We start from the raw sequence: 22,668 nt of genomic DNA, 5'->3' as shown, positions 1-22,668 counted from the left end.
TTTTAACTCATAACTTTTAACCCAAAAGTTTCTTGATTAAGGGCAATTTGCTCTTATAAGGAGCGTACCGCCATTTTAAATCTAGCCAGAAGGAGTTTTGCAATACGCTTTTTTCATGAGAAAAGGCGTCAAAACTAGCTTTGCCGTGATAATTGCCAATACCGCTATCTCCTACTCCTCCAAAGGGTAAAGATGGGACTCCAACATGCATGATTGTATCGTTGATACAAACTCCACCTGATGAAGTTTCCTGTAAAACCCGCTTTTGTAGGTCTTTGTTTTGAGAAAATAAGTATAAAGCTAGAGGTTTTGGTTTAGAGTTAATCAAGGCGATCGCTTCTGCAATATCACTGTATTCAATGATGGGCAAAATAGGGCCAAAAATTTCTTCCTGCATTACAGAATCTTCTAAGGAAACGTTATCAATTATTGTCGGGGCAATATAACGTTCTGAAGATTTTGTTTCTCCGCCAACAATAACTTTGCCATCTTCAACAAACTTAACCAATTTGTCAAAGTGTTTTTGACTAATAATCCTGGCATAATCAGGGCTATTTGCCGGATTGTCGCCATAAAATTCTTTTAGGGTTTTTTCTAGACCATCTATTAAATCTTTTTTGATGTTTTTATCTACTAAAAGATAGTCAGGAGCAATACAAGTTTGTCCAGCATTAATAAATTTTCCCCAAGTAATTCGTCTGGCAGTATGTTCAAGATTAATGTCAGTATCGACTATACAAGGACTTTTGCCGCCCAATTCTAAAGTAACTGGTGTCAGATGTTTTGCCGCTGCTTCCATGACAATTTTGCCGACGGCTGTGCCACCAGTAAAAAAGATATGGTCAAATTTTTCTGCTAGTAGTTTTTGACTAGTTTCTACGCCTCCTTCAACTACTGCAATATAGCCTGGTTGGAAATATTTGGTAATAATCTTAGCGACAATACCGGAAGTATGGGAAGCAATTTCTGACGGTTTAATAATTGCACAATTTCCTGCGGCGATCGCACCTACTAAGGGTGAAATTGCTAACTGGAATGGATAGTTCCAAGGGCTAATAATTAAGACAACTCCCACTGGTTCTGGATAAATGCGGGCTGAATATGAAAAAAAGTCTAAGGAAACTGGTGCTTTTTTGGGCTTTGCCCAAGTTTTGATGTGTTTGATAGCATAATCAATTTCCTTAATTACGGCAATTTCTGTCAGATAAGTCTCTACTACTGGTTTATGTAAATCTGCTTCTAATGCCTCGATTATTTGTTGCTCGTGTTCAATAATTGCTTGTTTGAGTTTTTGCAGTTGCTCAATGCGAAAATTTATATCTTTAGTTTTGCCCGTTTGAAAAAACTCTCGCTGATGTTGGATAATCTCGCTAATGTTAGATAATTCAGTGTTAATCATTGTTTTGTACTAGAAACTACTTATTTAATACTATCGCTGCGTCTATAGGACTCATATTTGATTGCCTGAAAAAAACTCAATACACTTAATATTCTAGAATTCTGTTGCCTGTTGCCTTTTGCCTCTTCCCTATCTACACAAATAATTTCAGTAAGCAAATCGGATTCCTATATATATTTGTAGTATAGCAATCCTAAATGAGTCGTGAAAAATATAAATAAGGAAACGAACCGCAAAGGACGCAAAGGACGCAAAGGGAAGAAAGAAGAAAGAGATATATAATTTTCACAAATGATTTAGGACTGCTATATTACACAGCTATCTTACAAAAAACTTGTATTAAAGACAATTTAAAATACTAATCGATTGATAAATGCTAAACCACGTCTAATTTGAAAACCCTAGTTTTTCAGAATTGGGATTGATTCACAAATTCTCCATTCTTCCCTATTTTATTTTGAACAACTCCAGTTATCAATTTAGACGAGACGAGGTTTAATTACTAAATTTGTTATGTTTTTTGGGGTAAAAGTACAATAAATTTACTACCTTTACCTAACTCGGAATTGACCAAAATAATCCCTTGATGTGCCTCAACAATTCGGCGAGCAAGATATAGTCCTAAGCCACTACCAGAACTTTTGTGGCTACCTTGGCGAAATCGTTCAAATATGGTGGTTTGTTCTTCAGGAGGAATACCTGGGCCGGTATCGGCTATCTCAATTCTAATGTAGTCAGGAAAATTAGATTTTCCAGAAAAAAATTGATATTCGCTATTTTTGGCAACCTGGGTTTGGGAAGTCAGGCGAATAGTCACTGAACCAGAATCGGTAAATTTGATTGCATTGCCGATAAGATTAGTAAAAAGACGATGTAATTCTAAGCGATCGCCAATTACTGTGTTTGTCTTTAATTCCTCAGCTAATTCCAAATTGAGCGACAGTTTTTTGTCTTGAGCAAGGGGTGTCAATTCTCCAGCTACTTCTTCTAGTAACTGTGCTAAATTAACAGGCTGTAATGCCAAAGTTTTGCGACCTGCTTCAAAGCGATAAACTTCTAATAAGGTATTCACCATAGAAAGCAGGTTGATATTGCTGCGAGCCATGATGGCGATTACTTCCTGCATTTGGGGTGATAATGCTCCTAAAGCGCCTTGTTGAAATAGCATTAACATGCGATCGGCTGCTACTAAGGGAGTGCGTAAGTCATGGGTGAGGCGGGAGACAAAATCTTCTCGCTGGCGGGCGATTTCATCGCGTTCATCCATACTGTGCTTCAAACGCAAAAGCGATCGCACTCTTGCTAATAATTCATCTACTGTGACAGGTTTACGGATAAAATCATCAGCACCCAAGTCTAATCCGTGGGCAACGTTAGGCGCATCGTGGGCAGTGATTAGCAATATGGGAATATATTGTGATAATTTCATATCTCCCCGAATATGCTTAGTAACTTCGTATCCATCCATACCTGGCATCATTAAATCTAGGAGAACTAAGTCACAAGGAGATGCTTGCAATTGTGCCAATGCCGAAATCCCATTTTCTGCGGTGCTAATGGTGTAACCTTCTTCTTCCAAAATAGTTTTGATCAGAAACACATTATCAGGAGAGTCATCAACCACCAGAATTTTGTCAGAGCGAGAAGATTGTAAAGTCATGTCAAGCCTGGGTATGAGGTAAAAGCAAATTTTTGTCAGTTCGACTGTGTTTGTAACAATTTGTTCGGCAATTCCTTTAATTGACCTCCCATTTAAGAGATATTATTTAGCAATAAATTTGTACTTACTGAGTAGAGGATTTGGTGTTAAATTAAACTGGGCTAGATTTTTAACAAAAAATAACTCACTAATAAAATTATGGCTAGTAAAATTTAAAATTTGGATACAATTAAGTGGTGCTAATGGATAAGGTAATATTTGATATAGTAACTACTATCGGAAACTAAAAATCAAATTGTCTAGGCGATCGCTCTATTACACAATTTGCAATAAATGAGTGTTAATTTTTGTAAAATTATTTCAACAGACTGCTTTAAAATTATCAAATATTTTTACTACTTTTTATCTTGCCAACCGAGAGCTAATTGATGATTATTTCAAAGCGGGCGAGCAAGAATTTGAGAAATTGCAAGAATCTTTTTGAGAATATAATCCGCTTTTGTATGAAAAATTAAAATCTGCTCAACTAAACAAGCATCAGGTATGACTGTTGACGGTTGACTGATGACTGTTAACCGTCAACATACAATACTATTCTCTTTTAAAGGTGAGATGAGTTCTCAGTTGATTGTGGCAAGCTCAAAATATCTTGTGTAGAGTTTTACTATTTGGCAAAGGTGCGTTAAGCTGCGTGAACGTAGCTTACGGATTTGAGATTGACTTGAGAAAAACATTATATTTTAGGTTTTGTCTAGATTTTTACCAAGCAATTCAATATAAGATCTAAAACTTAAAATCCCAAATCAACATGGCAGATCTAACTCCTAATTCTAGTTTTAGTTTGACACTACGCTTACAGATTCCCAATCGCGTGGGGATGTTGGCGTCGGTAACCCAAGCGATCGCCACTACTGGCGGTAATCTCGGTCAAATTGATTTAATTGAACAAACCCGCAAAGAGTCTACCCGCGATATTACCGTTGATGCTGCTAGTACCGAACATGCTGAAACCATTGTGCAAGCAGTCAAAGCACTGCCTGATATTAAGTTACTGAGTGTCTACGATCGCACCTTTAATTTGCATCGCGGTGGCAAAATCAGCATTGCTAGCCGAATTCCCTTAAAAAGTGTGTCCGATTTAGCAATGGCTTACACACCAGGAGTCGGCAGAATTTGTACTGCCATCGCTCAAGATCCAGAAGAAGTTTACAAGTTAACCATTAAACAAAATACTGTTGCCATTGTTACAGATGGGAGTGCAGTTTTAGGTTTAGGAAATCTCGGCCCGGCAGCGGCCTTGCCAGTTATGGAAGGCAAAGCAATGCTGTTCAAAGAATTTGCAGGGCTGGATGCTTTCCCTATTTGCCTAGCTACCCAAAATACAGACGAGATTATCCAGGCAGTCAAGAATATTGCTCCGGTATTTGGCGGCGTGAATTTAGAAGACATTGCTGCGCCACGTTGTTTTGAAATTGAGGCGAGATTGCGACAGGAATTAGATATTCCGGTTTTTCATGATGACCAGCACGGTACTGCAATTGTCACCTTAGCAGCCTTGTTTAATGCCTTGAAGTTGGTACATAAAACAATCGGCGAAATCCGCATTGTAATTAACGGTGCAGGGGCAGCTGGAGTTGCGATCGCTCGGTTGCTCAAGAAAGCTGGAGCAGAAAAAATCTGGATGTGCGACTCCAAAGGAATTATCTCTACCAGCCGTACAGACCTCACAGAAGAAAAACTCGAATTTGCTGTGAAAGCTCAAGGTACCTTAGCTGGTGCAATGCAAGGTGCTGATGTATTTATTGGAGTCAGCGTACCAGGAGTTTTGACACCAGAAATGGTGCAATCGATGGCGAAAGACCCAATTGTGTTTGCAATGGCCAATCCCATTCCCGAAATTCAGCCAGAATTAATTCACAAAAATGTCGCTGTCATCGCCACTGGTCGGAGTGATTACCCAAATCAAATCAATAACGTTTTAGCTTTCCCTGGAGTATTCCGTGGTGCTTTAGATTGTCGGGCACAGGCAATTACCACCACAATGTACCTAGAGGCTGCAACTGCGATCGCTTCTTTGGTCAATCCTTCAGACTTAAATCGCGAACACATTATTCCTTCAGTCTTCGATCAACGCGTTGTAACTGCGGTTGCTGCTGCCGTGCAACACGCCGCACGTCAAGAAGGTATTGCTCGGAATTAGTTAATCATAGAACTTACGCACTCAAGCCTGAAACCTAGATCCCCCCTAGCCCCCCTTCAAAAGGGGGGAACTTCTAAAGCCGCCTTGGAAAGGGGGTTGGGGAATCTGAGTGCGTAAGTCCTGAATCAATTCCAAAAATGACTTTAGAGGGATGGGCTAGCCGCCTGTCCCAAACTACTGGGCATTTGTGGAACATTACGATAATTTGTAGTAAAAAATTCCATATTTAGGCAAAAACGCTAAATATCAATTTTCTGCGGCAATTTGGGAACAGTAACTTAATACTGACGCCCTTATAGCTGACCTTTCGCTATGAAAATTTCTCACAAACTTCTTGTAAGCTTTGTTGGTGTTTCCTTATTAACGAATGTTGTTGGTGCAGTTGCCATCGCCCAAAGCCAGAAAATTGCTGAAACTCTAGCGATGGCGGAAGCTGAACACGTTGCCCAAGTGGTTGCCACTTCCATAGCCCACCATGCTTATTACGATAAAAAATCTATTTCTATTGAACGTTCAGGGGAACTGCAACACTACACTAATTTGCTGCATGACTTACAAAAGCGCGATATTGTCGTGGTGAATCGGCAGAAACTAATTTTGGCGGATGCCGTTCCGGAAAATGTCGGCACTATTTTTGAGCATGACCAAGGCAACGAAATCGAGCAAACGATTCAGGATGGCAAGGTCAGAACCTTTTTAGAAAAGAGTGTTGATTATCCCCAAGGAATTAAACTCATTGTCGTGACGCTCAACAGCAAGCAAAATCAGGTCGATGGTGCCGTCATCCTAGAGTGGTCATCGCTGTATGACAAAGCGATCGCCCAAGCTAGACCCACAATGATTGCGATCGGTGTGACCAGTTTAGGTTGTCTAATTTTGGCATTGATTCTAGGATTGCAAATTTCCAGCAGTATTGCCAAACCACTGCAATTGGTGACAGAGGTAGCGCAGCAAGTCACCCAAGATTCTAACTTCGACCTACAAGCCCCTGTAAGCACCAAGGATGAAACAGGTATCCTCGCAACTGCATTTAACAATCTCATTGAACGTGTCAAAACACTGCTGACTGAAAAAGAGCAACGTTCAACAGAACTTCAAGAAGCTTTAACTGAGCTTCACAACACTCAATTACAACTAATTCAAACTGAAAAGATGTCGAGTTTGGGGCAACTGGTTGCTGGAGTTGCCCATGAAATCAACAACCCTGTGAATTTTATTCATGGTAACATCCGCCATCTTGATACCTACACTCAAGACCTACTGAAATTGGTTCAGGCGTATCAGACGCACTACCCGAATCCACCCGAAACCCTGCAAGCCACCTTGGATGACGTGGAACTCGACTTTCTAAGTGAAGACGCGATGAAGGTGCTGCAATCAATCAAAGTTGGCACTGAGCGCATTCGGGAAATTGTTTTATCTCTCCGTAACTTCTCCCGCCTGGATGAATCAGAATTTAAAGCTGTTCACCTCCATGAGGGTATGGAGAGTACACTGCTGATTCTGCAACATCGCCTCAAAGGAAGACCAAAATTTCCAGCAATTGAAGTTGTTAAAGACTACAGCGAATTGCCTTTGGTTGAGTGCTATCCCGGACAACTCAATCAGGTATTCATGAACTTACTGACGAATGCCATCGATGTCTTGGAAGAATCTGCTCGACAACAGACAAAAACCGATGGACAACCACAGCCTGGTAAAATTTGGATTTCAACTCAACTGACGGCTGACGATCGCGTGCAAATTGCGTTGGCGAAGCCCGCCGAAGGCATCGCCGACAATGGTTTGGGGATATCTGAAGCACTACGAGGGCGTATTTTCGATCCTTTTTTCACTACCAAACCCATTGGCAAAGGCACAGGCTTGGGCTTATTCATCAGCTATCAAATAGTCACACAAAAACATCATGGCAAGATCTGGTGCGATTCCAAAATATCAGAGGGCATCAAAATTGTAGTTGAAATACCCGTTCATCAACCGAAAGCAATGGCGAGTTGAAATATTAAAGGCTTTAAGAGCTTTATAATTGCTGAAATACATTTGCTATATATATTTTTGCCGTTTTGAACCCTTATTTTTTATATCTTTGTGAGAAATCCCGACTGGGAGTGTTTATAGTAGTTTTTAAATCGCTATGATTTTCGGGTGACATCGGGGAAATAAAGCAAGATAATCCAAAACATCATCTACTTTGTCAGCTGTTTGTAATGAAGTATCAAGCTGGAGACGAGTTTTTCCAAAGGTTACCGTTAATTTTGGCAGGGCCAATTCTCAAACATACTGAACCTGAATCGGTAACAGTATGGGTGGCACTCAAACAGTCTTGTCAGGTAGAACTTAAGGTTTATGACACAACAAATGATGGCGAAGTGCTGGGAAATTGCTTATTGCAGGGGGAACGCTCTACTTTTGCGTTGGGCAAATATCTTCACGTTGTTGCTGTCACGGCTCGGTCTACAGTTGGACATCGCCTAACTAGTAATCGCATTTATGCCTATGACTTGGAGTTAACTTTCGCTAACCAGAGGCAAACACTACAACAAGCATTATGCTCAAACTCTTATCCTACGGCTAGTATCAGCTACTTTGAGCATCAAAAACCAACCTTTACCCTACCGCCCAACCGTCTCGAAGATTTGCAAATTGTCCATGCTTCCTGTCGTAAACCTCATGGTTCAGGGTTTGATGCCCTACCGATTCTCGATAGCTTAATTGAAGCATCTGCAAATCAAGCCCAGCGGCGTCCTCACCAGCTGTTCCTGACTGGGGATCAAATTTATGGTGACGACGTAGCAGACCCGTCGCTGTGGGTTGCTACTACCCTTGGGGATGGTTTGCTGGGTTGGGAGGAACAATTACCTGTGGGTGGAGTGTACTGCACTCCCAAGGAATTGCCCCCTGGAGAACGAGCTAAAGTTGCTACCAATGAAGCCGGCTTAACCGCAGGATTACATAATAAATCAGAGAAAGTTGCTAGTCATCTACTGAGCCTGGGTGAATATTATGCTACTTATTTATTAACGTGGTCGCCAGTGTGCTGGCCGGTTGTATTTCCTAAAGGACGCCAAGTAACAGGCGATCGCCGAGCCATTAAAAATTGGAACCGGGCAGTCAAAGATTTACGACAGTTCATTTATACTCTGGGGAAAGTGCGCCGCGCCCTTGCAAATATTCCCACTTACACCATCTTCGATGACCATGATGTCAGTGATGATTGGAATTTAAACCAAGCTTGGTGTTTGCGAGTTCTGGGGCGTCCCTTGGGGCGGCGAGTGGTACAAAATGCTCTGTTAGCTTACACGGTGTTTCAAGCTTGGGGCAATACACCAGAACAATTTGCAGCAGGTCAACCTGGAGAAAAGCTACTGGCTGCGGCAGAAACTTGGTCAGCGAAGGAAGGAAAAGATACAAAGGCTGATGAAGCGATCGCTCGTTATGTTGGTATGCCACCCAACGATCTCCACACGGATTTACCTGTTTTAATCCGAGACGACTCAGTGTTTATTTTGGCTCGACATCCTGAGGCGCTTACTTGGAATTACATAGTCAAGAGCGATTGTCATGAAGTGATTGTTTTGGATACACGTACTTGGCGGGGTTATCCAGCCGATCAAAAAGCGATCGCCCCACCAATGCTGCTATGTCCAAAAGCTTTTGAGCAACAACTAGTTTTACCTTTACAACAAATAGCTCAAGAAACTCAGATTCAAACCACATTTGTGATTGCACCGACTAATGTATTTGGTTCGCAAGTAATAGATTGGATTCACCATTGGAATTTACAACAAGAGAAAGTGTTTTCTACAGATGTTGGTGATGCTTGGAACATCAATGTTGAAGCATTAGCAAAGTTTCTCAACACCTTGTTTAAACAACGGCGACAAGTGATTATTTTATCTGGGGATATTCACTATAGTTTTGCGGCTCGACTATCTTATGCACGCACCAATTCTCAATTGCAATCGGTTTTAGTACAGCTAACTTCTAGCGCCCTGAAAAATGAAGAAGCACTAACACGGCTGATACATACACGCATGAAAGATTGGTTATTAGCAGAAAAGCTACGATATTGGATTGGATGGATGAACCCGGCCAATATGGTAGAAATTTCTGGAAAACAATTACACCACAATACCTTTACTGCCAAACGCTACCCTAATCGACTACGCCAACAAGAGCAATTAACTGACCCTGACTGGTATTGTGTATTGGAATGGTTAATTCGACAACGCGCTCAAATTTGTAACTGCACAACAGATATTTCATCATTCATAGCTCCTTGGAAACGAGCGAAAAATACCAAAAGACGATATTTACAACCGCTAATGTTTTGGAAATCTCGCTGGTTTCAAGAAGGGCAAGAAGTAGTTGGATTGAATAACTTAGGTTTGGTTCAGTTTGAGTTTCCAGATGCGGGTAATTCTTGCCAAATTATTCAAGATTCCTACTGGTTTTCATCTTGGTATCCAACTCAAATTGTTTACAGCCGTTTTGAAACTCAGTTAACGCCTAATCAGGCATTATTGGAGAATTTTAAATTTTAGAATTCAGAATTCTGATTCTGAATTCTGAATCAATTACTAGCACTCTTTAAATAAATTTAGTAGCTCTGTTTGCATTTTTCTTTCTCTTTCTTTACTTTTGCCTTGTTTAGTAAAACCTTGACAATAATAAGTAGAACAGCGTAAAAAAACCAAAATATGTAACTAAAAGTAAAGTTGCCCAAAAAACTCTTCCCTTCTGCCTTCTGCCTTCTGCCTCCTGCCTTGTCATAACGACAATTTTCAACACCGACCTACTTAGACTTTCGCAAGCCTGTTCCCTGTTCCCTGCCATAGCTTATTACTTCTCCAAGTTCCAACCCAGTGCTGCTGCTACTTGTTGAGCTAATTCTAGGGGATTGAAAGGTTTAGCGATCGCACCGTTCATTCCTATTTGAGCATAGCGACGGCGATCGGAAGCCTGGATTTTAGCAGTTAACAAAATTACCGGGATTGCTTTGGTTAAGGGATTTGCTTGTAACTTTTCAAAGGTGGCAATACCATCCATATCTGGCATCATTACATCCAGTAAAATCGCATCTGGCTGGTAAGTTTCGGCTTTAATTATGCCTTCTTTCCCAGAACCGGCTGTCTCTACTTTCCAGCCTGCGACTGTTTCCAAGCAAATCTTGGCAACTTCTTGAATATATTGTTCGTTATCAACCACTAGAATTCGCTTTGTTGTCATCATCGCTATCCTCTTGTTGGTTGTGAGTAACTCGTTGAAGTAACTCCATCACCCGTTGTTCAAATTCCTCACTACTTACACGCCCTTTGGTCAAAAATTCTGTATGTCCTAATTTCAGTCGATTGTGTTCGGATTCATCCAAATCCCTAGCTGAGTATACTAGCACAGGAGTATTACACAGATAATTGTGCTGCTGTAGCCAATCTACTACTGCAAACCCATCACTCTCTGGCAAGATCAGGTCGAGAATCATTAAGTCAGGATTCACTTCTTGACTTAGGCGGATTGCTTCCCGTCCAGTTTTGGCTAGGAAGGTTTCAATCTTATGCCTTTCAAACAGAGTCATCAGCAGTTGAGCTAAATCGGTATCGTCTTCAACAATTAGAACGCGGACTTTCTTTGAAGATTTAGCTAATGCCTGTCTGAGTGACTCTAATAGATGGTTGTCTGAAAATGGTTTATTTACCAAATTCAATTGGTTACTTTTATCAGTTTTTTGGGAAGTGCGGATCAACGGGAGAGTAACGTAAAAAGTACTACCCTCGCCTAACACACTTTCAGCCCAGATGCGTCCACCATGCTGTTGCATAATGCTCTTACAAATTGCCAAGCCCAAACCAGTGCCATCATGATTGCGTGAATCAGAAGAATCAACTTGTTGAAAGCGCTCAAAAATACTCTCAAGTTTGTCGGCTGGAATACCGCGTCCGGTGTCTTTAACTATTAACAAAACTTCATCGTCTTGTTGTTGAACTTGCAAGCAAACTGTAGATCCAGAAGACGAAAATTTAATGGCGTTACTCAATAGGTTGGTTAGGGTTTGAACAATGCGATCGCAATCTGCCCATACTTGACCGGAGACATCCGAAATCACTAGCTTTACTCCTGCTTTATCAGCCAAAGGCTGCATCACATTTACAGCTTGAGCGATGATGTCAATGATATTACAGATTGTCGATTCCATTTTCGCTTTACCCGACTCGATCCGTTCAATGTCGAGGATGTCGTTGATTAAGCGTACTAAACGTTCGGTACTATCAGTAGCAATTTGTAACAAGCGTTTTCCCTGTTCTGAGTCTGTCGGTAGCAAACCACTGGCAAGCATTCCTAGAGAACCATGAATTGAAGTTAAAGGTGTGCGGAGTTCATGGCTGACAACAGAGATAAACTCATCTTTCATGCGTTCGATTTGCTTGCGTTCAGTTATATCACGCAATATAACTGTATAAAATATTTCTCTACTTAGATCGATTTTGGAGATGGAAGCCTCTGCTGGAAATTCAGTGCCATCTTTGCGCCGACCATATATTTCGCGCCGTTCCCCCATGCGACGGGCAAGATTGGGAGATTTGCCAAAGTCCACCACGTGCTGACGATGTACGTTGCAAAAGCGCTGCGGCAAAAGTAAGTCCAGCTTTTGTCCAATTACTTCCTGGGCAGAGTAGCCGAAAATTTTCTCTGCTCCTTGGTTAAACAATGTGATGCATTGAAAACCATCGATCGAAATAATTGCATCATCAGCGATATCTAAAATTCGGGCAAATCGAGCTTGAGAAAAACGCAATTCTTCCTGTGTCTGCTGGCGTTCATTAAGTTGTGACTGCAACTGTTGATTTACAGCAATTAACTCAGCAGTGCGCTCTGCTACTCTCAGTTCTAGTTCGTTGATAGCTTGGAAATTGTTGAGTGTTGGCTGTTGACTGTTAACTGTTGAGTTAGGAGTTAGGAATTCTTCCCCTGCTCCCTCAGATCCTCTGCTCCTTTGGGCTACACGTTGCCGCAATTTTACCCGTTCTAAACGATTGACGATTCGGGTTACTAGTTCTGGCCCGATAATCGGCTTACTAACAAAGTCATCAGCACCAACGCTAAATACCTGATTTACTAGTTTGGCATCGTTATGCACTGTGAGGAAGACGATGGGTAACTCACTCCAGCGTGGATCGTTGCGTACCATCTGGCAAAGTTCAATACCATTGGTAAATGGTAGTTCCAAATCTAAAATCAGTAGATCTGGTGCAACTGCTTCCAAGGTTTCCCAAAACTGGCGCGGATCTTCAAGAGCGATCGCTTTAAGTCCCCAAGGACTAAGTAAGGTTTGTAACAATGCCTGAATTTGCGGATCGTCGTCCACAACCAATATTTTGGTTTCTGTCTCAGATAAATTTTCTCGCGTCGGCGTTGGCGTTTCTAATACCTGTGTAGTCGGCGATGCAGAGATTACCGCTGCATTCTTTTCCTCAATTTCCCGACGCAAGAACTTTACCCAAGTTTCGAGATTGTTGATTTGAGATCTACTCAAAGTTTGACCAGAACTGAGTAGCAACTCGATATTCCGCGCCCATTTTGAGCTAAGAGTCAAGCCAAAAGTACCTAAAGATCCTGCTAAAGTATGCGCCTCTTTGGCTGCAAAGCTTTGAAATTCAGGATTTAGATTATTTTCGTTTAAAGCTGCGATCGCTTGCTCTAACACCTTCACCTGCTCATCCACCCGCCCTTGATATCGTTGCCAAATTTCGGCAACAGCCATTAGTGTTTGCTGCTTTGATTGGGCATTGGGCACTTGTACTGAGCCAAGTCGTTGGCGCAGCCTCTCGTAGAGAAGTATTGGGCGTTGGGCATTGGCTCCAGCTTTCTCCCTTGTTTCCCTTTCCCCCTGCCCCCCTGCTCCCTTCCCCTCTGCCTCTTCGAGTGGTTTCAAACGATAACCGATACCATAAACTGTTTCAATCAAATCACTGGGCGCTCCTACAGCTTTGAGTTTGTGTCGTAACCCTTTAATATGGGTGCGAACAGCTTCCTCTTGTGGAGTATCTTCATAAGACCAAAGATGTTCTAGAATCATGCCGCAGCTAAACACCCGCTGACTATTTCGCAAGAATAGTTCCAATAGAGCATACTCTTTCGGGGTGAGTGCTAGCAGATTTCCAGCATAGTTAACTTCGCAACTGCTAGGATTTAGGCGCAAGTTACCACGCTCTAGGATAGGTTGCAACGTTATGGTTCCACGACGCAATAGCGCCCTGACACGAGCAACTAACTCTTCTTGGTCAAAGGGTTTAACTACATAATCATCTGCGCCTGCATCCAATCCGATCGCTTTTTCATGACCACTATCACGCCCTGTCAATAATAATATTGGCACTTGCAGACCATGAGACCGAATCTTGCGGCAAAGGCTAATACCATCCAACTTGGGCAACATGACATCCAAGAGTATTAAATCAAAATCACAAGTTTGGATGAAATCCCAAGCAATGTCACCATCAGCGGCAACTTCAACGGCATAGTTTTGGTTAGTCAAAACGGAAGTGAGTGCATAGGCATTGAACTCATCATCCTCTACAATTAAAATTTTCATTTTAAATGCTTTCCAGACAGAAATGGATAGAACAAGTAACCAGCGAAAATTTAAATAGCAAAATAATTAATATGAAAGGGAACAGGCAATAGGCAATAGGTAATAGGCAATAGGCAATAGGCAATAGGCAATAGGCAACAGAGAACAGTGATAATTCCGCATATAAGGGGGAGCTAGTCTCGTGGGCGGGTTTCCCCCGCAACGCAGTGGCTCGACTTGAGAGAACTGGCATCAAGGTTTTGAACCTTTATTTTTTATCAAAGTTGAATTCTAAAGCATTTCCACAAATTTTATCTTTCATCTTTCAGTTTAATACTCATTACCTATTGCCCATTGCCCATTGCCCATTGCCTGTTCCCTATTTCCTTCTGAGTACGCTACAACAGAAAAAAGCCTCTGCTAAACCTGTGAAAAAACGAGTAACCCTCACCTTCCCCAAACGCGCTGTACAAATGCCAGTAACTTATGTACTGGCTAAAGAGTTCAACGTCGCTGCCAATATTATCCGTGCCCAAGTTGCCCCAAATCAAATTGGCAAATTGGTATTAGAACTATCGGGAGATATCGATCAATTGGATGCGGCGATTGAGTGGATGCGATCGCGCCATGTTAATGTTTCTCATACTTTAGGCGAAATTGCCATCGATCCAGATGTCTGTGTCCACTGTGGTTTGTGTACTGGGGTTTGTCCAACAGAAGCCCTCACTCTCAACCCAGAGACATATAAGTTAACATTCACGCGATCGCGTTGTATTGTCTGCGAACAATGTATTCCCACCTGTCCTGTACAAGCAATCTCTACCAATCTTTAAAATCCAAAATTGACATAGCAATCCTAATTTATTGCCTATTGCCTTCCTCCACAACTAAGTTCACAAATCACATAAAATCGCTATCTTATCCCAACCTAAACACATCTGCTATCACAGCGCTATCACCCACCAGCCTAGTTTTTGCAGGAGAGTCATAAACCACTAATACCGAAGGTATACCAGTGACATCCTCAAAAAGTGTAATTCCTTCAGCACAATCTTCCCGATTTCCATAGGGAATATCTTGTACAAAATCTGGATTAATAAACGTATTTTCTGGTAAATTTACAGCGTTTTTCCAGCGATATAGTTGCACAGAACCATTTAAATCCATTGTTGGGCCGGCTAAAATTAACAAGTCTTGTCCATCTACACACAAATCCCGAACTCCCAAACCATTTAGCCAGATAAAATGCTTTTTATATACTCCCTTTTCTTCCCCAATTTCTTTCAATTTTAGAAATCCAGGCTTAGAGTCTTCTAACTCTATTTCTAGCACCACGGCCCAACCCCGCAATACAGGGCCGCGCAAACCAAGAAAAATCCGATTTCCAACGATGGCTATGCCTTCAATATCAAAGCCATTGTCTTTTCCTGGAATTGCTGCTTTAATAAATGAGCCTAAATGAGAGTCTTCTGTTAAAGCTGCCATCAGTAAATTACTTTGGTTTATGACCTCTAACTTAGCAGCATTTAACTGCACATCTGGCTTTTGGGGGTGTGGGCAAGATGAGAATAACTTTCCGTCTATTAAAGGAATTCGTCCTAAGAGGTAACGGTTGGGTTCTGATTTAATTTTTGCTAGCCTTTTAAAATTTTTTATCTCGGTTTTGTCGGGTTTTGGTTTTTTGCGTTTGTAGCTATGAGAACCAACAAACCATAAGTAATAATCGCTGTAAGCGACTCCTTCTATATCAATTTCTTGGTCTTTTGGCGCAGGTAGACTGAGAAATTCTGCTACTCTAAATTGTTGATGATCTGTAAATTTATCACCATCAACTAGAGACAAACGTTCAATCGTTGAACTTTCATCTGACCCCAACCATAAATACTTTTGGTGTGTTAGTAGCACCGCTGATAATTCTTGTCTGTGTTCTTTAAAATTATCGACAAAAGTCAATAAAACTTGATTAAGCATCTGTGAGTTTGACATTTTTAACGATCTAGATAGTTGCAAAAATATTGCTAGTGTTACTATAATGTATAGCTTTACATCTCTAGGACTTACGCAAGAATAAGGCTTTTGGTCACATCTTGCGTAAGTCCTGATCTCTATAAGATATCTAAAAAGATTAGATGGATATCACATCAGAAGGATAATTTACTGCTTATACCTTTGATAGATATTTGTTAGTTGATAAAAATACTTATATCTATCAAAAGTAAAATAATACTTTATAAGTATTATTTAATAAAAATACTAAAAGTACATGAATTTTTTTACTAATGTTATTATGCAATAACCTGATTAGGTATCTCATTAAGATTAATTATGAAATTAGCCACACAACCGACGGTAAAAACTCTAGGGGACTACGCCTACCAAGCGATTCAAAAACACTTTAAGAAAACCTTGAAGTGGGAAAAATCAGTGAAGAAAGATGAAGATCCAGAAGCACTTCACCAAATGCGAGTTGGAATGCGTCGTCTACGCACGGCTGTAACTAGGTTTGACGTAGCGGTAGATTTGCCCAAACCAGTGAGCGATCGCAGTATTGGAAAAATAGCTCGTCGTCTTGGTAGTCTCAGAGATTTAGACGTACTCAAAGAAAGTTTGGAAAATAATTACAAACCAAATTTACCTCGCAAAGAGCAGAGAGCGCTGGAAACAGCTTTTTCAGCCTTGGCCAAACAACGTGAAGACATACTCTCAAGCGTGCAGAAAACGTTAAAGGATGAACCTTATAAGTCTTTGAAAGAAGCATTGGAAGAGTGGTTAGAGAAACCCAATTATCAACCTTTAGCATCAGTTACTATCCAGCAAGTACTACCAGATTTACTTTTACCGGAAGTGAGTAATTTCTTATTGCATCCGGGTTGGCTAATTGGCACAGAATTTCTGGAATCAGAAGTAAAAGTCCAGAAAAACTGGGAACGAGAAAAGATAGAACACCAATTGACAACCGAAGGCGAAGTTCTACATAGTTTGCGAAAAGAAGCTAAACGTATACGCTACCAGATGGAGTTATTTACAGACTTATATGGCGAGTCTTACGCGGCTTACCTTACAGAAGTCAAAAATATCCAAGAAATTTTGGGTACGATGCAAGATAGTGCGGTTTTAGGTGAGTGGCTTGGAGATATCTTCAAGGCAGAAATTCAAACTCAGCTACCTACCCTTGCTAATTTGTTAACTGAAAATCGTTACCAATCCTGGCAGCAGTGGCAACCCCTACAAGAAAGATATCTGAAAACTGAAACTCGGCATAGCCTTCATTTAACAATACTGCACCCACTTTCGGGAGTAATAAGTTAGAAGTTAGGTTGACTGTTAACAGTCTACAGTGCATTGGGTATTTTCCGGGTCAGTATACTTGGGCTATTGTGGATTCCCTATAACAATGCGATCGCGTCCTTGTGCTTTTGCTTGATACAAAGCTGCATCTGCTACTTTCATCAATATATCTCCTGAGATGCCATGTTCTGGGAAACAAGCAATACCTATAGACATGGTGATTGAACTGAGCAATTGATGGCGATGCTCGACTTTGAGTTGTTTAACTCCTTGACGTAGCTGTTCGGCGCGTTGTGCTGCATCTTCTAACGAAGCACCAGGTAAAATCAGCAGCATTTCTTCACCACCAAAGCGACAAGCAATATCGCTTTCTCTGATTTGATGTTGCAAGAAATCGGCAATTTTCTGTAAGACAGTATCTCCAGCATCATGGCCGAAGGTGTCATTAAAATGCTTAAAGTGGTCAATGTCAAGCAAAATAACACTCAGACACTGCTGATGACGCCGAACAAAATGCAATTCACGAGCTAGAGATTCTTCCAAATAACGGCGATTGAATAGTCCTGTTAGGGGATCGCGGATGCTTTGGTTGTGAAGGGTTTCATACATTTTTAAATTTGCTAATGCTAGGGCAATGTGTTGAGCAACAATTACAGCTAGCTGTTGTTTTGCTGCCATAATATGCTCTTTTACCAAGGTACTCAAATAAAGCACACCACAGGTTTTACCACGAGCAACCATTGGAATACATAGTGTAGTAGTTAGAGAAGAAACAAGGATATGCTTACAGTACAAACCATCATGGATGTTTTCGACAAAATGAGTTTGTCCTCGACGTAATGCATAGCATTCGTGTGCTGAGAAAAGTGTTTGGGTAGTCGGTTCGCCCCAAGTGGCGTGGGCGTAGCTCGTCGTAGACATCGCTTCTACGGGAGCCTGGGAATCCTCGATCAAAAAAACTGCACCTGAGCAACCTGGAAACAAACGAGGCATCAATTGAGTTAGTACCCTTTGGGATTCCTGCAAATTCAGGCATACTTGCAGAAAATCGCTCATTTGGTTGAGCGAAATAATTTCTTGATTATGTTGTGCCAGTTCTCGGTTTGCAGCTTCCAATTGCGCTGTGCGTTCAGTCAATGCCTGTTGTGTTTGAATTAACTCTGTGTAGTCATGGGAAATACCTAATAAAGCATATACATCGCCATTCGGTTTTTTGAGGGGAATTTTAAACGTTTCAAAATGATGTACTTTATCGTACAAATTCAGCGTTTCATGTTCGTGTAGAGGTTTGCCAGATTCAAAAACTAGATTATTTTGTTTAATAAAATATGCGGTCATTTCAGGAGAAAAACATTCAGCTACGGTTTTTCCCTGCACTTGATGGCGATTTTCATAAGCAATGCATTTGGCGAATACGTCATTACAAAAAGACAATCGCATCTGTTGGCGCTCAACAACAAAAATATGATCTGGTATGGCATTAATTAAGCTTTCAAGTTCGGCTGTGCGTTGAGCCACACGTTGTTCTAGGTCTTCATTCAACTGATGAATTTCTGTTTCTTGGCGTTTGCGTTCGCTCACATCCCTGGAGTTAATCACAATTCCATGAATCGCCGGATCGCTAAGAAGATTGCATCCAGTGGATTCAAGAAATCGCCAAGAACCATCTTTATGTCGGAAGCGATATTCTACCAGTTGTGTTGTAGTAGAAGGCAGATTGAGTAGTTTTTCAAAGGTATTCCAAACGAAAACTATATCTTCAGGTGAGATAAATTCAATTATCAATTTACCAATTAATTCTTCTGGCTTATAACCTAGAATTCTTTCTACTGAAGGACTGACAAATCGCATCCTGCCTTCTGGATCTTGAATGCAGACCATATCAGAACTGTTTTGAATAAGCGATCGCCATTTTGCCTCGCTTTTTGCTAAGCTAGCTTCTGCTCGTTTGCGATCGGTGATATCGGTAGCAATGCCACACATTCCAGATATCTTACCAGCTGCATCATATATGGGAAACTTGACTGCAAGATAGGTATGGTCGCCATCATCTTGAGGAACTACTTCCTCAACTTCAATTGTTTGACCCATTTGGAGTACTTTTTGATTGTTGACCGATAATTTATCTGCTACCTCTTTGGGGAAAAAATCATAGTCAGTATGTCCTATAATCTTGTCTCGATTAATAGAAGAAACGACATCATGCTGACGATTAATGATTAAATATTGCCCTTGTAAATCCTTTAAGAAAATGATGGCTGGAGAGTAATCCAAGATGGCTTGTAAACGAGCTTCACTCTCTTGTAATGCAGCTTCAAATTGTTTGCGTTGGCTGATATCCACCACTGTACCAACCATGCGAACCGCCTCTCCTGCTTGATTGTAGAAAAACTGCCCTTTTCCTTGAATCCAGTGAATGCTATTATCTGTCCATACCACACGAAATTCTTGATAAAAGTCTTGCTGTAATTGTCGGGAATTTTCTATTGCTTGAACGAGGGCTTCTAAATCCTCTGGATGCACGCACACTGCAAAATCGGCATAAGTTCCACCAAAAGTACCAGGTTTTAAGCCAAATAACCGTTCATGTCCTTCTGACCAAGTAATATTATTAGTTTCTAAATTCCAATCCCAAATGCCCATATAGCTTGCTTCCAGGGCTAATTGCAATTGTTCTTCACGATGACGTAAAGCTTCTTCGTCCTGCTTGCAATCGCTAATATCATACATAAACCCACGTAATTTCGTGGGTTGCTGATTCTTAGTAATCACAGTGACAATATCTCGCAACCAAATAATCCGATTATCTGAAGTAATAAAACGGTATTCAAAAGAATGGTTTTGCTGCTTTTGTGTAGATTCTTTACAATATTCGACTGCTCGATGGCGATCTTCAGGATAAATACAGCTTTCCCAAAGTCCAGGTTCAGTCAGCCATCTTTTTAGGGGATAACCAAATATTATTTCTGCTGGCTGGCTGATAAAGGTGAATAATTGAGTTTGTAAGTCAAATTCCCAAACAACACCATCAATGGAGTCAATCAGATCCTGCATGAGTTGTAACTGCCGCTTTTGAATTAAGTTCCAGCTAATCAGAATAATTACTACAACGAGCAAGACGATTGCTGTAGCCTCCCCAAAGCCAAGTAAACTGGAGTTGAAACAACCATCTATCTGGGCGATCGCGGTGGATGCTAGGCTAATATCCATAGTCTTGTCTCAAGGAATTTTGATTGCTGAGAAAATTCACCTAAATGAATTATTCACCAAGAAGCTGCTGCAAACGAATTGGAAATAGTGAAAATACTTGCTGCTAAACGTTCGTCTCAATAGTGAAAGAGTCAAACTTATTGAACGTTATATATCCAGAAGTTGGAAACCCGATGGAAAATTTACGGGAATTTCAGATTTTCAAGGTATTTATATAAAAGCGTATATTTTACTTGAAGATAATGTGGAGGTGAGTGTTTTTCCATCTTGAGCTTAACAATCGTTGCGATCGCCACACGAAGCAGAGGAATATAATCATCAAATGGTTGAAGCAGTTGGAATCGTTCAGTTTAAAGCCACACTGACTCCAAATTTCCAAATCCGTGAATCGTTTATTAACTTAACTCAATTAAGGCTGCACCTATAGAAAAGTAACACTAATTCGCCAAAAGACGGCTACAGATGATAAGACTCTGAGGCACAAAGTACAAATCGCAACACTTATTGTTATAAATTCTTCAGCAGAGTACTCGTATTTTCCACAAATTTGGTGTATTGTATTTATTCTGTCCAATTTTTCAGTACTCAACTGTATCACAGTATCCTATAGATATGGCTGAACCTTCTTGAAAGGCTACATCAGCTTCTCAAAGAATCAACTTCCAGATTCTCTTTTTTTATGACCACTTTTTCAAACCTTTAGCGTATATGAAAATCATCAAAAAATCTGAAAAGTTAACTCTCAAGAAGATGAAGGAAATGGAAGAAGCTGAAGAACAGATTCTTCAAGGTGAAACTGTTGATTTTTCCGAACCTGTGGTTGAGGAGAAACAACTCATTACTCCAGAGTTTCCAGTTTTCGCTGAGCCTAATTATATTCCACTACGTGACAATCCTTTAGTTCAATCTGTTGGTAACTCAGGCTGGCAGCCTTCTGATATTTGGCGGGAGATGAGGGTAGATAGTTTTTATGATGGATAGACAGAGTGCTTAGTCAGCAAATATTCTGCTTAATGGTAAATTGCTACTTATATAGCCCGCAATATAAGAAATAAGCTGTTGCTGATTTCATGTATGAAAATCATTGTGCGTGAGATCGAAATTCCTGTAGAGATGTTGTAATTGCAATGTCTCTACATCTCGATTTATTGAAATTCAAAAATCAACTCTTCTCAACTCTTACTCTGGAGCGACTCTGCGCTACGCCAGTTGCTTCTCTTCTCTACGAGACGCTAAGAGCGAACGAGACGCTTCGCGAACAAGTCGGGCATTGCCCGCCCAACGCACTGGCTCCTCTACGTGTTAGCAAAGCGGGGCGTAGCCCGCTAAATTCATATTCTCAATCAGCAACGCCCAAAAATTTATTTGCTATGGAACTCGAAAAAATAGTTGCAGAACAGTTAAATTTTTAATTGCTCTTTCTTAGTAAAAGCCATTGCAATTCCTTTTTCGTAATAAGCCGCCTCATTAATAAAAATAGGCCAAACTGTAGATTCCCCTTGATACACAATTGTCTGATTCTCAAAAGTGAGAAACATTGGATCTTCTGGATTCAAGGCTTGATAATCTTTGTCTTGAAGCTCTGGATGAATCATGGCATAGATTGTACCATCCTGTTGTTTTGGGTAGTCTACAACAGATAAATGATGATAGAGAGTTAATGTTTCGTTAGTTGCTAAAATTTCACCCTGGTTAAATCGTTCGATATAATCTAGAATCGTATGAATCAGTTCCTCAGTTTGTTGGAACAATTTTGCTTTTAAAACACCTTGAGCTATTGGCCCAACTTCGATCGCAAATCCTAATTCACACAAAGAATTCACAAAGGGATTTTCTTCAACTGATTTAAAAGAGCAGCAATAAACTTTAACCAAAGGGTTTATTTCGCTCAAATAAGCAGCCAGCTTCAAGTTAAAGGGATGAGTGTTTACTAAAATAATTGTCAGACCCATATTAGATGTTGTGCTGTGCAAATCTAAAATGAAATCTGCTTGTTTATCGCCATTTGCCGCTAAGCTATTTTGAATTGATTTAGCTTGTAATTCTTCGTAACTATTAAGATTTGGGTTTTCTAAATCTTGTCTGAGAAAACAGCGGTTTAAATCCTTATCTACATATCGCCTTGTTGCTGCAAAAGCCTGAGGATTTGCTAACAGGGTAACTGTCTCAAAGCTTCGCCTAGTAATCAATTCGGGAAACTTAGTAAATTTTTGGACTAAATAAGCCCCTGTAAACTCATTACCATGAGTTCCACCGACAATTGCAACTCGATTAATTTGGTTAACCATCGCACCAACTTTGTTATAGGCAATAGAAAATAAGCTTGAAGGTCTCTTTGTTTA

The 22,668-nt window shown here is 40.6% G+C and carries 13 protein-coding genes; 6 read left to right on the top strand and 7 right to left on the bottom strand.

Features of this window, described 5'->3' with window-relative positions:
- Window positions 1-16 precede the first annotated feature (16 nt).
- The gene (locus tag H6H03_RS25145) at window positions 17-1,399 is read right to left on the bottom strand and encodes an aldehyde dehydrogenase (protein WP_190957786.1); all 1,383 of its coding nucleotides are present in this window, start codon (window positions 1,397-1,399) and stop codon (window positions 17-19) included.
- 511 nt (window positions 1,400-1,910) lie between these two features.
- Complete coding sequence (locus tag H6H03_RS25140; protein ID WP_190957785.1) at window positions 1,911-3,059, bottom strand: hybrid sensor histidine kinase/response regulator; 1,149 nt, start codon at window positions 3,057-3,059, stop codon at window positions 1,911-1,913.
- 808 nt (window positions 3,060-3,867) lie between these two features.
- On the opposite strand from H6H03_RS25140, the gene H6H03_RS25135 reads away from it, so the two are divergent.
- The 3 genes from H6H03_RS25135 (at window position 3,868) to H6H03_RS25125 (ending at window position 9,803) form a co-directional block, all read left to right on the top strand.
- Window positions 3,868-5,259 carry a malic enzyme-like NAD(P)-binding protein gene (locus tag H6H03_RS25135; RefSeq protein ID WP_190957784.1) on the top strand — a complete coding sequence of 464 codons (1,392 nt, stop codon included), beginning with the start codon at window positions 3,868-3,870 and terminating at the stop codon, window positions 5,257-5,259.
- Between the two features lie 312 nt (window positions 5,260-5,571).
- Window positions 5,572-7,257 carry a sensor histidine kinase gene (locus H6H03_RS25130; protein ID WP_190957783.1) on the top strand — a complete coding sequence of 562 codons (1,686 nt, stop codon included), beginning with the start codon at window positions 5,572-5,574 and terminating at the stop codon, window positions 7,255-7,257.
- Window positions 7,258-7,466: 209 nt separating this feature from the next.
- Complete coding sequence (locus H6H03_RS25125; protein WP_190957782.1) at window positions 7,467-9,803, top strand: PhoD-like phosphatase; 2,337 nt, start codon at window positions 7,467-7,469, stop codon at window positions 9,801-9,803.
- A 298-nt stretch (window positions 9,804-10,101) separates the two neighbouring features.
- Here the strand turns inward: H6H03_RS25125 and H6H03_RS25120 are convergent, their stop codons facing one another.
- Entirely contained in the window at window positions 10,102-10,488 is a 387-nt protein-coding gene (locus H6H03_RS25120; protein WP_190957829.1) for a response regulator, read from the bottom strand.
- Window positions 10,460-13,849 (bottom strand): response regulator, encoded by a 3,390-nt coding sequence (locus H6H03_RS25115; protein WP_190957781.1) that lies wholly within the window; start codon window positions 13,847-13,849, stop codon window positions 10,460-10,462. The genes H6H03_RS25120 and H6H03_RS25115 overlap by 29 nt, the downstream gene beginning before the upstream one ends.
- 407 nt (window positions 13,850-14,256) lie before the next feature.
- Between H6H03_RS25115 and H6H03_RS25110 the strand changes: the two genes are divergently transcribed.
- A complete protein-coding gene (locus tag H6H03_RS25110) occupies window positions 14,257-14,661 on the top strand; it encodes an NIL domain-containing protein (protein ID WP_096536066.1) in 405 nt (134 codons plus the stop codon).
- An 85-nt stretch (window positions 14,662-14,746) separates the two neighbouring features.
- On the opposite strand, the gene H6H03_RS25105 is transcribed toward H6H03_RS25110, so the two are convergent.
- Window positions 14,747-15,814: a DUF3616 domain-containing protein gene (locus tag H6H03_RS25105; protein ID WP_190957780.1), complete on the bottom strand. Its 1,068-nt coding sequence runs from the start codon at window positions 15,812-15,814 to the stop codon at window positions 14,747-14,749.
- A 339-nt stretch (window positions 15,815-16,153) separates the two neighbouring features.
- On the opposite strand from H6H03_RS25105, the gene H6H03_RS25100 reads away from it, so the two are divergent.
- Window positions 16,154-17,137, top strand: coding sequence for a CHAD domain-containing protein (locus H6H03_RS25100; protein ID WP_190957779.1), 984 nt, complete (start codon window positions 16,154-16,156; stop codon window positions 17,135-17,137).
- Window positions 17,138-17,200: 63 nt separating this feature from the next.
- Here H6H03_RS25100 and H6H03_RS25095 read toward each other — a convergent pair whose 3' ends face one another.
- Window positions 17,201-20,326 (bottom strand): PAS domain S-box protein, encoded by a 3,126-nt coding sequence (locus tag H6H03_RS25095; protein ID WP_190957778.1) that lies wholly within the window; start codon window positions 20,324-20,326, stop codon window positions 17,201-17,203.
- Between the two features lie 708 nt (window positions 20,327-21,034).
- Between H6H03_RS25095 and H6H03_RS25090 the strand changes: the two genes are divergently transcribed.
- A complete protein-coding gene (locus H6H03_RS25090; protein ID WP_190957777.1) occupies window positions 21,035-21,307 on the top strand; it encodes a hypothetical protein in 273 nt (90 codons plus the stop codon).
- 419 nt (window positions 21,308-21,726) lie between these two features.
- Here H6H03_RS25090 and H6H03_RS25085 read toward each other — a convergent pair whose 3' ends face one another.
- Window positions 21,727-22,614 carry an aspartoacylase gene (locus H6H03_RS25085; RefSeq protein ID WP_190957776.1) on the bottom strand — a complete coding sequence of 296 codons (888 nt, stop codon included), beginning with the start codon at window positions 22,612-22,614 and terminating at the stop codon, window positions 21,727-21,729.
- Window positions 22,615-22,668 lie beyond the last annotated feature (54 nt).

This window comes from Nostoc paludosum FACHB-159 (assembly GCF_014698835.1).
Classification (GTDB): Bacteria; Cyanobacteriota; Cyanobacteriia; order Cyanobacteriales; family Nostocaceae; genus Nostoc; species Nostoc paludosum.
This window is presented reverse-complemented; position numbering and strand designations above follow the sequence as displayed.